The organism is Pseudolactococcus raffinolactis NBRC 100932 (assembly GCF_001591765.1).
GTDB classification, from domain to species: domain Bacteria; phylum Bacillota; class Bacilli; order Lactobacillales; family Streptococcaceae; genus Pseudolactococcus; species Pseudolactococcus raffinolactis.
In genome coordinates this window covers 1-13,352 of record NZ_BCVN01000043.1, presented here as the reverse complement: position 1 = coordinate 13,352, position 13,352 = coordinate 1, and the positions used below count along the sequence as shown (strand labels likewise).

15 protein-coding genes are annotated in these 13,352 nt (G+C 38.6%); 2 read left to right on the top strand and 13 right to left on the bottom strand.

The annotated features are described in order from the left end of the window. Positions 1 to 39 precede the first annotated feature (39 nt). From LRA01S_RS09440 to rlmD, 3 genes are read right to left on the bottom strand one after another with little or no spacing between them, the layout of a single operon-like run. Positions 40 to 294, bottom strand: coding sequence for a DUF1912 family protein (locus LRA01S_RS09440; RefSeq protein WP_061775372.1), 255 nt, complete (start codon positions 292 to 294; stop codon positions 40 to 42). A 43-nt stretch (positions 295 to 337) separates the two neighbouring features. Next, positions 338 to 835 carry a GNAT family N-acetyltransferase gene (locus tag LRA01S_RS09435; protein WP_061775371.1) on the bottom strand — a complete coding sequence of 166 codons (498 nt, stop codon included), beginning with the start codon at positions 833 to 835 and terminating at the stop codon, positions 338 to 340. Then, positions 832 to 2,169, bottom strand: a complete 1,338-nt coding sequence (gene rlmD, locus LRA01S_RS09430) for a 23S rRNA (uracil(1939)-C(5))-methyltransferase RlmD (protein ID WP_061775370.1) — start codon at positions 2,167 to 2,169, stop codon at positions 832 to 834. The genes LRA01S_RS09435 and rlmD overlap by 4 nt, the downstream gene beginning before the upstream one ends. Positions 2,170 to 2,205: 36 nt before the next feature. Between rlmD and recX the strand changes: the two genes are divergently transcribed. Next, entirely contained in the window at positions 2,206 to 3,000 is a 795-nt protein-coding gene (gene recX, locus LRA01S_RS09425) for a recombination regulator RecX (RefSeq protein ID WP_061775369.1), read from the top strand. A 26-nt stretch (positions 3,001 to 3,026) separates the two neighbouring features. Here recX and LRA01S_RS09420 read toward each other — a convergent pair whose 3' ends face one another. Further along, entirely contained in the window at positions 3,027 to 3,740 is a 714-nt protein-coding gene (locus tag LRA01S_RS09420; protein ID WP_061775368.1) for a pseudouridine synthase, read from the bottom strand. A 165-nt stretch (positions 3,741 to 3,905) separates the two neighbouring features. On the opposite strand from LRA01S_RS09420, the gene LRA01S_RS09415 reads away from it, so the two are divergent. After that, on the top strand, positions 3,906 to 4,217 hold the full coding sequence (locus tag LRA01S_RS09415; protein ID WP_061775367.1) for a DUF960 domain-containing protein: 312 nt from the start codon (positions 3,906 to 3,908) through the stop codon (positions 4,215 to 4,217). Positions 4,218 to 4,391: 174 nt separating this feature from the next. Here the strand turns inward: LRA01S_RS09415 and rpsR are convergent, their stop codons facing one another. The 9 genes from rpsR to LRA01S_RS09375 all read right to left on the bottom strand — a co-directional run bounded on the left by rpsR (position 4,392) and on the right by LRA01S_RS09375 (position 12,986). After that, positions 4,392 to 4,637 (bottom strand): 30S ribosomal protein S18, encoded by a 246-nt coding sequence (gene rpsR, locus LRA01S_RS09410; protein WP_003140392.1) that lies wholly within the window; start codon positions 4,635 to 4,637, stop codon positions 4,392 to 4,394. A gap of 48 nt (positions 4,638 to 4,685) precedes the next feature. Continuing rightward, positions 4,686 to 5,195, bottom strand: a complete 510-nt coding sequence (gene ssb, locus LRA01S_RS09405; RefSeq protein WP_061775366.1) for a single-stranded DNA-binding protein — start codon at positions 5,193 to 5,195, stop codon at positions 4,686 to 4,688. A 36-nt stretch (positions 5,196 to 5,231) separates the two neighbouring features. Next, positions 5,232 to 5,531: a 30S ribosomal protein S6 gene (gene rpsF / locus LRA01S_RS09400; protein WP_061775365.1), complete on the bottom strand. Its 300-nt coding sequence runs from the start codon at positions 5,529 to 5,531 to the stop codon at positions 5,232 to 5,234. A 195-nt stretch (positions 5,532 to 5,726) separates the two neighbouring features. Then, complete coding sequence (locus tag LRA01S_RS09395) at positions 5,727 to 6,038, bottom strand: hypothetical protein (protein ID WP_061775364.1); 312 nt, start codon at positions 6,036 to 6,038, stop codon at positions 5,727 to 5,729. Between the two features lie 141 nt (positions 6,039 to 6,179). Further along, entirely contained in the window at positions 6,180 to 6,527 is a 348-nt protein-coding gene (locus LRA01S_RS10980) for a hypothetical protein (RefSeq protein WP_144259908.1), read from the bottom strand. Between the two features lie 10 nt (positions 6,528 to 6,537). Further along, positions 6,538 to 7,191, bottom strand: a complete 654-nt coding sequence (locus LRA01S_RS09390) for a hypothetical protein (protein ID WP_061775363.1) — start codon at positions 7,189 to 7,191, stop codon at positions 6,538 to 6,540. Positions 7,192 to 7,266: 75 nt separating this feature from the next. After that, the gene (locus LRA01S_RS09385) at positions 7,267 to 10,470 is read right to left on the bottom strand and encodes a hypothetical protein (protein ID WP_163604827.1); all 3,204 of its coding nucleotides are present in this window, start codon (positions 10,468 to 10,470) and stop codon (positions 7,267 to 7,269) included. Beyond that, entirely contained in the window at positions 10,421 to 12,640 is a 2,220-nt protein-coding gene (locus tag LRA01S_RS09380) for a lectin-like domain-containing protein (RefSeq protein WP_061775361.1), read from the bottom strand. Before LRA01S_RS09380 ends, LRA01S_RS09385 begins: the two co-directional genes overlap by 50 nt. Further along, complete coding sequence (locus tag LRA01S_RS09375) at positions 12,633 to 12,986, bottom strand: hypothetical protein (RefSeq protein WP_144259909.1); 354 nt, start codon at positions 12,984 to 12,986, stop codon at positions 12,633 to 12,635. The genes LRA01S_RS09380 and LRA01S_RS09375 overlap by 8 nt, the downstream gene beginning before the upstream one ends. Between the last annotated feature and the right edge of the window lie 366 nt (positions 12,987 to 13,352).

Below are 13,352 nucleotides of genomic sequence, written 5' to 3'. Positions count from 1 at the left end.
GAGTTTTTTGAAAAATATTGACGTTTTTATTTTGGTCAATCAATAATTAACTTGATCAAATAAACCATCAGGTAAGTCATGGAAGCCTTTGCCTGCTTTATAATTCTCAAATTTGCCTAGTAAAAATTTATAGGCATCCATCCGGCTTTCGTAACGGATGATCGCGTCTTTAGCACGCACATCGTCTGTTTCATCCGCAACCTCTTGACTTTGGTTCATGGCCATTTCATTGACCATGATTTGTGTGGCTACCCAAGCTTCAAATTCTTGCATAAATTCTTGTTCGTATGTCATCTAACACTCCTTTATCTTTCTTTTCTCCCAACAATCCTGAGTATCAATCTTCTAGCACTTTCTGATAGGCCCAACGGGCGCCTTCAAACATCACCACACCACATTTTTCAAAGCCGAGTTTGGTTAAAATATGCTGCATGATCTGGTTATCTGGATGCGTATCGACACGAAAATCTTGATAAGTACTGAACGTCTCAAAAACTGAGGTTAAAAACCCTTGTCCCAGAGCCTGCCCGCGAAATGCCGTTGATACCGCCATGCGATGAACGGTCACATAATCGTGACTATCGTTACGCCACGCGCCGTGTATCAAATCATAAGCGGGGTCGAACCCAGTCATCACCGCCGCATAAGCTGCAACCTTACCGTCCACTTTCAGAACATAAGCCACATTATTTTCAATGTCTGACCTAACATCTGCCGCAGCAGGATAAGCGCTTTTCTGCCATTGATCAATCTCTTGCGCCTTCAAAAAAGCACGCGCACTCTCAATCACTGCCACAATTTCTGACAGATCCGTCAATTTGGCTTTTTCGATCATTTGCGCACCAACTTCACAACTGCCTCCGTCCGCGCCGTGTGCGGGAACATATCAACCGACTGGATATATTTGACATCATAAACCGATGCCAGCTTAACCAAATCACGCGCCAAAGTCGACACATTACAGGACACATAAACCATTTTTTCAGGCTGCGTCGCGATAATCGTGTCTAGCAACTTGTCGTCCAGCCCCGTCCGAGGCGGATCAACGATCAAGGCGGTCGCTCTGAACCCTTCACCCACCCACTTAGGCACCACCGTTTCAGCCGTCCCGACTTCATAAATCCCGTCCGGCACATTGACCTTAGCATCCTCTATTGATTCCGCAATGACATCCATGCCCCGAATACTTTTAACCTTGCCCACAAAGGCGCGGCCAATGGTACCAGTCCCAGAATAGGCATCTATTAAATCATCGTCAGCACTCGCATCCATCGCCTTTACCGCCTCGCGGTAAAGCACATTAGTCTGTTCAGGATTAAGTTGATAAAAGGCCCGCGGGCTGAGTTCAAAGGTATAATCGAGCACGCCTTCTAAAATCGCACGCTCGCCCCAAAGAATCTCCGTCTCATCGCCATATATCTCAGACGACTTCTTACGATTGATATTCAAAGCAATCGTTTTAATCTCAGGAAATTTCTCCGTCAAGCTAGCAATCGTTCGCGTCAACTCAACCTGAGTCGATGAGATGAAAATAAGCTGAACTTCCCCAGTATGATTAGCCCGACGGACCATAACCGTCCGAATGCCATCGAACTTTCTTTCATTATAGATTGGAATCCGATGAAAAGTCAGTAATTCAGTCACTTCATTAATAATCGCTTGTGTTGTTTCATCTTGAACCAAACAGTTTTTGATCTCGACTAATTTATGGGAATTCTCCGCGAAAAGCCCTGCTCTAACTTTCTCGCCTAAAAACCGTGTTTGAAATTGCAACTTAGCCCGATAGTGCTCAGGTTTTTTCATCCCTATCGTCTTACGGACTTCGTAAGTTTCATAACCTTCCGGTTTAAACTTTTGTAGCGCCTGTCTCAGCACATCTTGCTTAAAAAGCAGCTGTTGCGGATAAGCCAAGTGCATGATCTGACAGCCGCCACACTGCTTATAGATATCACACATGGGCACAACGCGGTGGGGTGATTTTTTATTGAGTTTGAGGACTTTTGCCGTCGCATAATTGCGCTCACTAGTCACGATTTCCGCATACACATCCTCGCCCTTGAGCGCACCCGGCACGAAAACCGTCGTTCCCTTAAAATTACCAACGCCTTCGCCATTGATACCGATTTTTTTGATTTTTAGTGGAATTTTTTGCTTAATTTTAAGAGTCATGTACCCATTTTACCATTTTTTTACGTATAATAAAGTATGCCTAAAATTATTTCACTTGAGAAGAAGAAACGTTTATATAAGGTCGTTTTTGACGATGAGCGCACGATTTATGTGACTGAGGATACGATTGTTCGGTTCTTTTTGTCAAAAGGTGCTGTGTTTGAAAACGCTGAGATTGAGAAAATTGCTGAATTTGCTGATTTTTCTAGGGGAAAAAATCTGGGACTCTACTATATTTCTTTCAAGCAACGGACTAAAAAAGAAGTCATTCGTTACTTGATCGACCATGAGATTCCAAATGTGCAAATTGCTAAAATCATTGATGCGCTTGAGGCATCACGCTTTATTGACGATCCTGCTTATGCTGAATCTTTCGTTCGGGGCAAAGTCCTAGGTAAGTCCTCAGGCCCCTATCAAATTCAGCAAAAATTAGTCGATAAAGGTATTGATAAAACTTTGGCACTAGAAAAGTTAGAACTTCTTTACGACTTTGACACACAAGTTGCCGTCGCAACGCATCTGGCTGAAAAATTAGTCATGAGCAAGTATAGTCGCCTACCACTCAAGGCTCTGAAAATGAAGATTGCAACGAATCTGACAAGCAAAGGCTTTTCCTATGATATTAGTAAAATTGCCATTGATAATTTAGAGCTCGAATCCGATGAAGACAATGAATCAGAACTTTTGCAAAAAGAATTAGATAAAATCATGCGCAAATACAGCCGAAAATATGACGGCTATGACCTCAAACAACGTGTCAGAAATGCCCTTGCCAGAAAAGGTTTTGACTTTGATGTCATTAATCGCGAGTTGCGCGAAATTGATTTTTAAACCAAAAAAGCTCAGATTTTGAGCTTTTATTTTGCTTTAAAATAGGGTGCTAGACTCTGAATTTCAGATTTTGTCAGCGCGCGATAATCTCCTGCTTTCAAACGTTCATCTAGCTGTATCGGTCCGATTTGGGTTCTCACTAGTTTGGTCACGAGTTTCCCAACACTTAAAAACATCTTGCGAATCTGTCGGTTTTTCCCCTCGCTGATGGTGACAATGGCGGTGTGGTCTGAAAGGATTGCTAATTTAGCAGGGGCTAATGACACATCCCCATCTATCACTAGACCTGCTCTGAATTTTCTGACGTCGTCAAGTTCTAGCGGCTCCTTCACCTCTACTTGATAAACTTTTTCAACGTGGGCTTCGGGTTTGATCAAATTGCGCCCAAGTTTGCCGTTGTCGGTGATGAGCAGTAGACCTTCAGATAGAAAATCAAGTCGCCCGATGATATAGAGGTTGGTTTTGTCGATGTCGTTTGGCAAGATATCGAAAACGACTGGCAGGTCAGCATCCTTGTTGGCTGACAGGGTTCGTGCAGTTTTGTTGATCATGAAATAGCGGTGAGGTGGGAAGTTGATCTTGCGGCCGTCTAGCGTAAGGTTGTGTATGTTGCTGTCGACCTGTTCATTGCGCGCTGTGGTCACCTGACCATTGACCGCTACACACTGATCACGCAGAAATTTTTTGATGTCGGACTTTTTGACAGCACCATATTGGATTAAAACATCATCTATTCGCATTTTGAATTCCTATTTCTTGACCTTTTTTGACTTTTAAAATATAATTTAATTATAAGCATCTACTCAGTTCAGTAATCAAAGCGAATGAAACTCTTGATCGCTTTCTCAACAATGAAGCAATGAGTATATTATACCTATTTGGGATAGAAAAAGCGAGGTAAACCTATGGCTTTTACAAATACAGTCGCCCGTTATGCAAGTTTCGGCACCATTCAATCCATCCCTGGCGAGGTCATCGACAGTTTTTGGTATATCATTGACAATAATCTCAAAGGTGTTTTCATTTTGGAAAATACGATTAACTTTGAATTGATGAACAATCACGGGGCACTTTCAGTTCGTTTTTCGCAAGATGACGATCCTGAAACTTCTATGGTCATTGATTTTAATTATGAATTTGACAATGACTGGCCAAGACTCTTTCATGCTGTTGATAACATGGGGCGTGAAACGATCATGACACCGATGGAAATGTAGACATCAGCCAAATCATAACACACAAACTGACCGTTAAACGTCAGTTTTTTTGTCTTCTCGCATCCTCCAGACACTCGCAGACAAACAAAAAACTTTTCTATTTTTGGTTTTTGTCTACTCATATCTTCGTAAACAAACAAAAAACAAGCCTCGTAAGACTTGCCTTTAATTTTTTTATTCAGAATCGTTTGCTACGAATGGAAGCAAAGCCATGATACGTGCGCGTTTGATTGCTGTTACAACTTTACGTTGGTTTTTAGCAGAAGTACCTGTAACGCGACGTGGTAAAATTTTACCACGTTCTGAGATGAAACGTTTCAAAAGCTCAGTGTCTTTGTAGTCAACGTTTTCGATTTTGTTAGCTGCGATAAAGTCAACTTTTTTGCGGCGTTTGAAGCCACCACGACGTTGTTGTGCCATGTGTTTTCTCCTTATATTATTCTAGGCAGTTAATCTGCCCATCATTGATTAAAACGGTAGATCATCATCACTCAAGTTCATGGGTGTGCCACCAGAAAACGGATCGCTATCGCGGCCAAAGTCTGGAGTGGCAGGTGAGCTCTGAGTTTGTGACGGTTGATTGCCACCGAAGTTTGAGTTTGTAGGTTGAGACTGTGAAGGTGTGTAACCACCACCTTGTTGACCACCTTCGCGCGCGCTACGACTTTCTAACATTTGGAAATTATCAGCAACCACTTCAGTCACGTAAACACGTTGACCTTGGGCATTCTCATAATTACGCGTTTGGATACGACCAGTAACGCCCAGAAGCGCACCTTTTTTCGCCCAATTTGCTAGATTTTCTGCAGCTTGACGCCAGATGACAACATTAATGAAATCCGCTTCACGCTCACCATTAGCATTCTTGAAGGCACGATTAACCGCAAGGGTAAAAGTAGCCACTGCTTGATTGGCAGGTGTGTAACGAAGTTCAACGTCTTTGGTCAAACGACCTACTAAAACAACATTATTAATCATGTTTTGTCCTTCCTGAAAACTAAAGTGTGCTTAAAATTAAGCTTCAACCTTAGTGATCATGTGACGTAAGATGTCGCCATTGATTTTCGCAAGACGGTCAAATTCGCTTGTTGCAGCTGAAGCTGTATCAGCTTCAAGTGTTACAAGACGGTACAAACCTTCGCGGAAATCATTGATTTCGTATGCAAGACGACGTTTTTCCCAATCTTTTGATTCAGAAATAGTTGCACCATTTTCTGTCAAGATTGTGTCAAAACGCTCAACAAGCGCTGTTTTTGCATCTTCGTCAATGTTTGGACGAATAATGTAAAGAATTTCGTACTTTGTAGTAGCCATTGATGTATCTCCTCCTTTTGGTCTAATGACTCAGGGCTTTTCCCTGAGTAAGTGAGAGTTACTCACAAGTATCTATTATAGCATATACGTTATATGTTTTGCAAGCTTTTTATTTATTTAGGAATTGACAGTATCTTAATTGCAAACTAAAATCCAAGAACTTAACTAGGTTATTATTTTTTAAGATTAGCTTATCTAATTTAGCATACTTTTTGAAAATGAATAAGCATGATTTAACTCGTCTTGACTGTGATAGGTCAGCATTTTTTGCTCACGTATATCAGCCATCGTTGGACGATCAATAACCCGACCATCCGTCAAGGTCATTTTCGTGAATTTAAAGCCAGTTGCCTCCTCATGTTCCGTGCTTTTTACACCATAAATCATGATAGATGGATCTTTAATAGGGTGGACTTGTAGCGTAATAGCTGTTCCAATCACAAAAAGAATCGGTACTAAATTATATAAATGGTACCATTTATTCGCTGATTGTTTTTTCTTAGTCATCTTTGTTCTCCTACTTTTTTCTTTATCATAACATACCAACCTTAAATCAAACATAACTATAATTATTCAGATTAATCTTACAAAAAAACTGATATCGGATCTAAATCCAATATCAGTCAATAATTTAACTTGAAGATTTTATTAACTTATGCGCCTATTTAAAATATTACGAAGTAAACCGACGACTTGTTTCCTATTCAAAATATGAAAGATCGAACCTATCAAAATGCTTCCTAAAATACTCATACAGGTAGAACTTTTTTCACCTGTTCTTGGTAAATTTTTTCGCTCATGCGAAGTAAATTGAGAGCGCTTTTCAGTAGAATGTTGCACTAACTCCTCTGATATCGGTGGAAAAATGCTGCCTTTTACTTCAACACTAGCATCGGAACTATGCACTTCCTCGGCGCATATTATTATTATAGAAGAAAAGCTGGCTGTCAAAACAACAATAAGTACCCTCAGCAATAGTAGTCGTTTCTTTTTCATTGCCTTAGGCTTATGGGTTAAGTGGTTTACCATCTTTATCAAGTGCTTTAAATTTCAATTCGATTTGATTATTGAGCATATGGACTTTCTTAAGCGATGGATCTACTTTTCCAGAAAGACTAAGTTTGACTTCAGATTTTCCAGCTATAGGCGCATTTTGACCTGCAGCCTGTGGTGAATCAAGAACTGTCAGAATACCTGATTTAAAGTTCTTTAAATCAAAACTTGGTGTCGTGACGCCACCCGTCAATGTAAGAGAAGCAATTCCTTTTGTATCTGCAACACCACCAGATACAGCCACGTAATCTGCAACACTTACTTCCACTGGACGACCTGAACGATTTACTAGTTTACCCGCATCCCCTTCAATATCTTTAAATCCTGAGGCTTCAGTTGATGCAAATACCATTTTTGTTGGAATATCAATGTTAAGCCAAGTGTTAGGATCTTTCGGATCTGGCGACTTAGGGTTTGTATTATCAAAACCGACTTGACCCGAAACTTTTACTGATGCTGAAGAATCTGAAGTCCCGTTAGAGTTATCAATTGTAAGTGTCCCATTCCCATTATCGATAACTTCTGCAGAAGCTAGTGTGTTACCGACTGTGCTTGCAAGCATACCTAAACACAGTAAGCTAAGCATTTTTTTTGATGTTGTTTTCATTTTTTCCTTTCATCTCTATGGATGTTATATTTATATCTTCCTAAAAGAAAGAGAGATACCGTAATAAGTTAAGTGTTACAAATTGGGCTGACCATCTTTATCTAAAGGCGTGAACAGCAGTTCAAATTTATTAGTAGAATGATGCTGCGTTTTTAAATCAGAGACTACTGTTCCTGAAATAGACAAGTTGATTTCTGATACACCTGAAAGATTGACATTTTGCCCACTTTTAGCAGGTGATTGGAGATCAATTAAATATTGGGGTGTTGTAGAAAAATGTTTCAAATCAATCGGAGTAGGTAGCGCATCTCCATTTAAAATAAGAGAAGCAACCCCTAGTGTATCTTCGTTTCCACCCGATGCATTTGTGAAGCCCTTAACTGTGACTTGCACAGGGCGACCAGAATGGTTCTTCACCTTTCCAACAGAACCTTCAATTTTTTGATGTTTAGAGTTTTCAGTAGAGTGGAAATCCATCTCTAGTGGTACTTCAACATTAAGCCACATATTTGGATCTTTAGGGTCATGAGAATCCGGGTCAGTATTATCAAAAGGTTGAACATCTAACGTAATATCATAGGTATAGCTTGCTTTCTTCCCCGAAATCAAAGTTTCTTCTACTTTTATTTTTCCTGCTTGCTTCCCTGTTTTCGATGTGTCCGGATATTGTGTATAACCAACAATTTTTAGATTCAGATAAGTACTGATATCAACCAATTGTTGCAGGACTTCATCCATCTCCACTGTTGTCGCCTGCCATTTTACTTTAACAACTTTGGATGATAGTTTATTCAGATTTAATTCACGATAGCCATCTCTAGCAATTTCAAAATAGACTTCATTTCTGCTTGTTGCGCCTTGAGAAACAGAATTCATATAATTTTGAAAGCGTCTACCAGGTTCCTTATGTTTAATTTTAATGACATCACCCGATGAAACGTCAAGGGATCTATACCCACCAAACCGGTCCAACTTACTCAACAACTCTATTCCTTTAGCTGAGAAAGCATAGTCAGGTATTTGTGTATTTAAAGCGCCAGAAGTAATTGTCTTTTGCCAGAAATGTTCAAATGAATAATAAGTATCTGAAAAAGATCTATGAATTGCTGTCTTACCTTTTGCATGATTGTAGGTCGCTGTAACTTTTGTAGCCCCATCATTCAGCGAAAAAGTAGCGACTCGATCGTCATTATAGCCTAGTAAATTAATCGAATTACCGAGTTCATAAGTGACTGGTACATCAATAGTATATTTTTCACCTAAGGTGTCATTTTTGGGTATCACTTCAACTGTTGCTTCCTTACCATTCAAGCTATCAGGGAAAGAAACAAATGTTGCAGTATAGTCATTTGTCACTTTCCCCGAAGCATCTTTGACTTCTACAAATTTTTTGGGATCATAATCACTTTGACGATTACCAAATTTTAGTACCTGTTTTTTTGCCGTAACCGAATCAAACTTCCGTTGCACATCAAATTTAACGGTGTAATCCCAAGTCGCACTTTTACCATTAGATAGCATTTCTTTGACTGTGATCACACCGGTCGTAGATCCACGTTTGCTGACATCTGGATAAGTTTTAAAGCCTACTATCTTGACATCACCACTAACTGGTAGATAGTTAGACAGATTCTTATCCAATTCAGTCTTGCTCGTCCCTTGTAAAATGACTGAATCTACTGACATTAGATGGTTCAGCGTTAACGCTTTAAATCCTTTTGTGGTCACTTCATAAACCATTTCTTTGGCAAGACTATTACCCTCGGAGACATTGTTGACATAATTTTGAAAACGTTCACCACTTTCAGCATGATCAATTTTAATAACATCACCAGGTGAAACTCCCTGCACTCTATTTTTACCAAACTGATCCAGCGTATTCAGTAAATCTGTTCCTTTAGCCGAGAAAACATAATTCGGTGTTTGTGTATTCAATGCACCAGAAGCGATTGTCCTCTGCCAGAAATGGGTAAAACTATAATAGGTATCTGAAAAATCTCTATGAATTTGTGTCTTGCCGTTGTCATAATCATAAGTTGCAACTATATTCTCTCCTGCATCATCCAGAGAGAAGGTGGCAACACGATCATCCGATCTACCTAACAAATTGATAGAGTTACCGAATTCATAAGTGACCGGTACATTAACCGTGTATTTTTCGCCTAAGGTATCATTTTTAGGTGTCACTTCAACAGTTGCTTGCTTACCATTTAAGCTATTTGGGAAAGAAGTAAAGCTTGCATTATAGTCATTTGTCACTTTCCCAGAGGCATCTTTTACTTCTACAAACTTTTTAGGATCATGTTCCTTTTGACTATCGGTATATTTAAGGACCTGTTTTTTTGCTGTGACTGTATCTAATTTTCGTTGCACCTCAAATTTAACCGTATAATCCCAAGTTGCAATTTTGCCGTTTGACAAGGTTTCTTTGACAGTAATCACACCGTTTGAACTCCCACGTTTACTGACATCTGGATAAGTCTTAAAGCCGACCAACTTGACATTGCCACTAACTGGCAGATAGTTAGATAGTTTTTTATCCAGATCCGCTTGACTAGTTCCTTGTAAAACGACAGAATTGACTGGCGTTAGACGATTAAGCGCCAAAGTTTTAAAGCCGTTTGTGGTAACTTCATAAACCATTTCTTTAGTAGGACTGTTACCCTCAGATACATTATTGACATAGTTTTGAAGGAGATGTCCGCCTTCTTTATGATTAATTTTAATCACATCACCAGGTGAAACGCCTAGCTCTCTACTACTACCAAAACCGTCCAGTATATTCAGTAAATCCGTTCCTTTAGCCGTGAATTTATAGTTTGGCTTTTGAGAATCTAATGACCCTGCAGTGATTGCATCTTGCCAGAAATGCGCGAAGCTATAATAAGTATCTGAAAAATCTCTATGGATTTTTGTATCCCCACTCGCATAGTTATAAGTCGCAACAATATTCTTCCCAGTCTTATCCAGAGAAAATGTTGCAACGCGATCATCAGATTGACCTAACAAATTAATAGAATTCGCAAATTCATAAGTGACTGGTACTTTAACAGTGTATTTTTCTCCTATGGTATCGTTTTTTGGTGTCACTTCAACAATAGCTTCCTTACCATCTAAACTATTAGGGAAGGACGTAAAGGTCGCATGATAATCATTCGTCACTTTTCCTGAGATGTCTTTAACCTCTACAAATTTTCTCGGATCATAATCATTTTTATTATCGGTATACTTAAGGACCTGTTTTTTTTGCCGTAACGGAGTCAAATTTCCGTTGCACATTAAACTTAACTGCATAATCCCAAGTCACACTCTTACCAATAGATAATTCCTCTTTGACCGTAATCACACCTGTTGAATTTCCACGTTTGTTGACATCTGGATAGGTTTTAAACCCTACCATCTTGACATTTCCATTAACTGGCAAATACGTAGATAAATTTTTGTCCAAATCTGCCTTACTCGCTCCCTGTAAAACAACTGAATCTACTGGAATTAGTCGATTAAGCGCTAATGTTTTAAAACCTTTGGTGGTGATCTCATAAAGCATTTCTTTTGCTGGGCTATCGCCTTCAGAAGCATTATTGACATAGTTTTGAAGAAGATGGCCACCTTCTTTATGATTAATTTTAATCACATCACCAGGTGAAACACCTAAAATTCTATCACCGTCAAACTGATCCAGCGTATTTAGTAAATCAGTTCCTTTAGCCGAGAAAATATAGTCTGGGTTTTGCGTATTCAATGAACCAGAATTGAGTGTCTTTTGCCAGAAATGCGAGAAACTATAGTAGGTGTCTGAGAAATCTCTATGGATTTTTGTATTCCCACTTGCATAATTATAGGTTGCGACGATATTTTTTCCAGCATCATCTAAAGAGAATGTTGCGACACGATCATCTGATCGACCTAACAAATTAATAGTATTACCGAGTTTATAAGTGACGGGTACTTTAACGGTAAAAACTTGACCATGGGTGTCTGTGACTTCTACAACAGCTTCCTTACCATTTAGAGAGTTTGGAAAGGAAAGGAAACGCGCCGTATAATTTGATAAAGGCTTGCCCTTATCATCCGCTACTGTTACAAAATCTTTGGCATTAAATTTACTTGAGTCATTATCAATATATCTTAACACCTGTGGCTTTGATTTGACTTGAGTTGTTTGTAAAACGGTAACCGTAACTTCCTTATCGAAAATTTGATCAGGTAATCCATTTGTTTTCACAACATATTCATATTTAACTTTATGCACACCAGGTTTGCTTGTATCTAGCGTGCCATTTAATTTACCATCAACATATATTCGCAAATCTTTTACATCAAGCGGTTTGCCAAAAGTATCTTTCCCAGATACAAAATTATCACTTGGTGACCATTTTTGACCAACATAGATAGATGAGTCTTTTGCTTCAACTTTACCTTGTACCGGTAATGCGTCAAAGGCTATGGCATTTTCTGCCCACAATTCTCCAGTAGCAGATGTGAATCCCCAAAATACTTCAGATATCCCCTTGAAAGCGGGAACTTTCCCCTTACCATCGTAGTTAAAAGTTAAAGAAGCATTTCTCTTTATCCCATTGCCTAAATCTATGTAGTCATAACGTATCGTTCCTGTACCTAAAGCATTGGGTGTATAATCAATGTTTACTTTTTTCCAGCTACCATTTGAAAAATCTTTTTTTTCAATCGTATCAACAATACCATAATGCGGATCTTTTGCAGAACCAGATGTCCTAAAAGCAATATGACCATTAAATAGATCCTTGATCCCTTTGATAGGATAATTGAAATCATTATCATCTGCCCTATCACCATTGTAAAAAGTGTCAAATTCTAAAGAAAGTAAATCCTGCTTAGGGTTATCATTACCAGAATAGACTCCCAAACTTTGTCCAGAATTCCCTAACCATGAATCACCTTTAGTCTGCAGTGTAAAAGTAATACCGTCTGCAGCCATCTTACCTTGAGAACCCAGATATAGATAAAAAGTCATGGAAAATGGATGCTTTAAATCCAACTTTTCCTTTGCCCAAATTGACCCTACTTGCTGTGTACTATCACTAAGCTGCAAAATACTGTTACTTAAATATTTAACACCGCTACCCATTGCTGGTTTAAATACATCGTCCAATTTTATCCCCGAAGGAGGGTTAGGAACTGTTTTAAGCGAGGGTTTAAGTGGTGGTTTAACTGTCGACTTAGGATCTCCAGATTGCGAATCTGATTGATCTTGACTTAATCCTGATGGCCTAGAAGGTTCACTCTTTTCAGCTACCTCCTCTTTCTTTTCTGTCTCCTCTTTTTCCTGACCATCACTTGGATTTGAGGCAGAATTTTCTGTCTGAGTTTCTGCATTACCTGTTATTGCCAGACTTGGTGCTTGTATCTGACCACTTAGTAATAATGTTAACCCACTCAGTATAATAATTTTTTTAACTCTCTTATTCACGCTTAACCTCTATTGAAACAGCAACACTTGTCTTTCCAACTTGTTTTTCTGTTGATAGATCATAAAAAACAAGTTGAATCCTCCCTTTGTGGTTCCCTTCTGCTAATTGGCTACTTATTGTGATGGTATCAACTTCATAGCTCGGTTTAATTAATCCAGTTTGACCAATCTTTTGATCCTTTTCATCATATAATATAGCTTGTTGTCCTACTTTATTTGATGGTACATTATGAATGTATAAACTAGCTTTACTACTTTCTAGCGTAACCACTGGATAAACCTCTAGCCTCACTTGACTAGCACTCACTTTTTTGTTGGCATAAGCTTTTATATCTTCATCAGACATTTTTTTAGTCCCCTCAGAACTAGGAAGACCACTCATAACTTGTGCCGTTTTTCGATTGACAAACATAAAAACAGCTGATAAAAAAATTAACAATAAAATTAATAACAAAATTATTTTTCGAAAAAAATGTATTCTCTTCTTGATTCAAAACTACTTCCCCTATTTTTTATTTATTATAGAATACCATGTGAAATAACACCTTTTTGATTTTTCCATGAATATGTACATACAAGTATAAATTCTCTTATAGTAGAATTTATATATTTTTTTGTTTTTTGTGATCATTATTGTTTCAAAAAAGATAAAAAATAGAAAACAGCACATATAAAATAATTAGGCGTTTTCTTTTTTATTTTTAAATTTTAT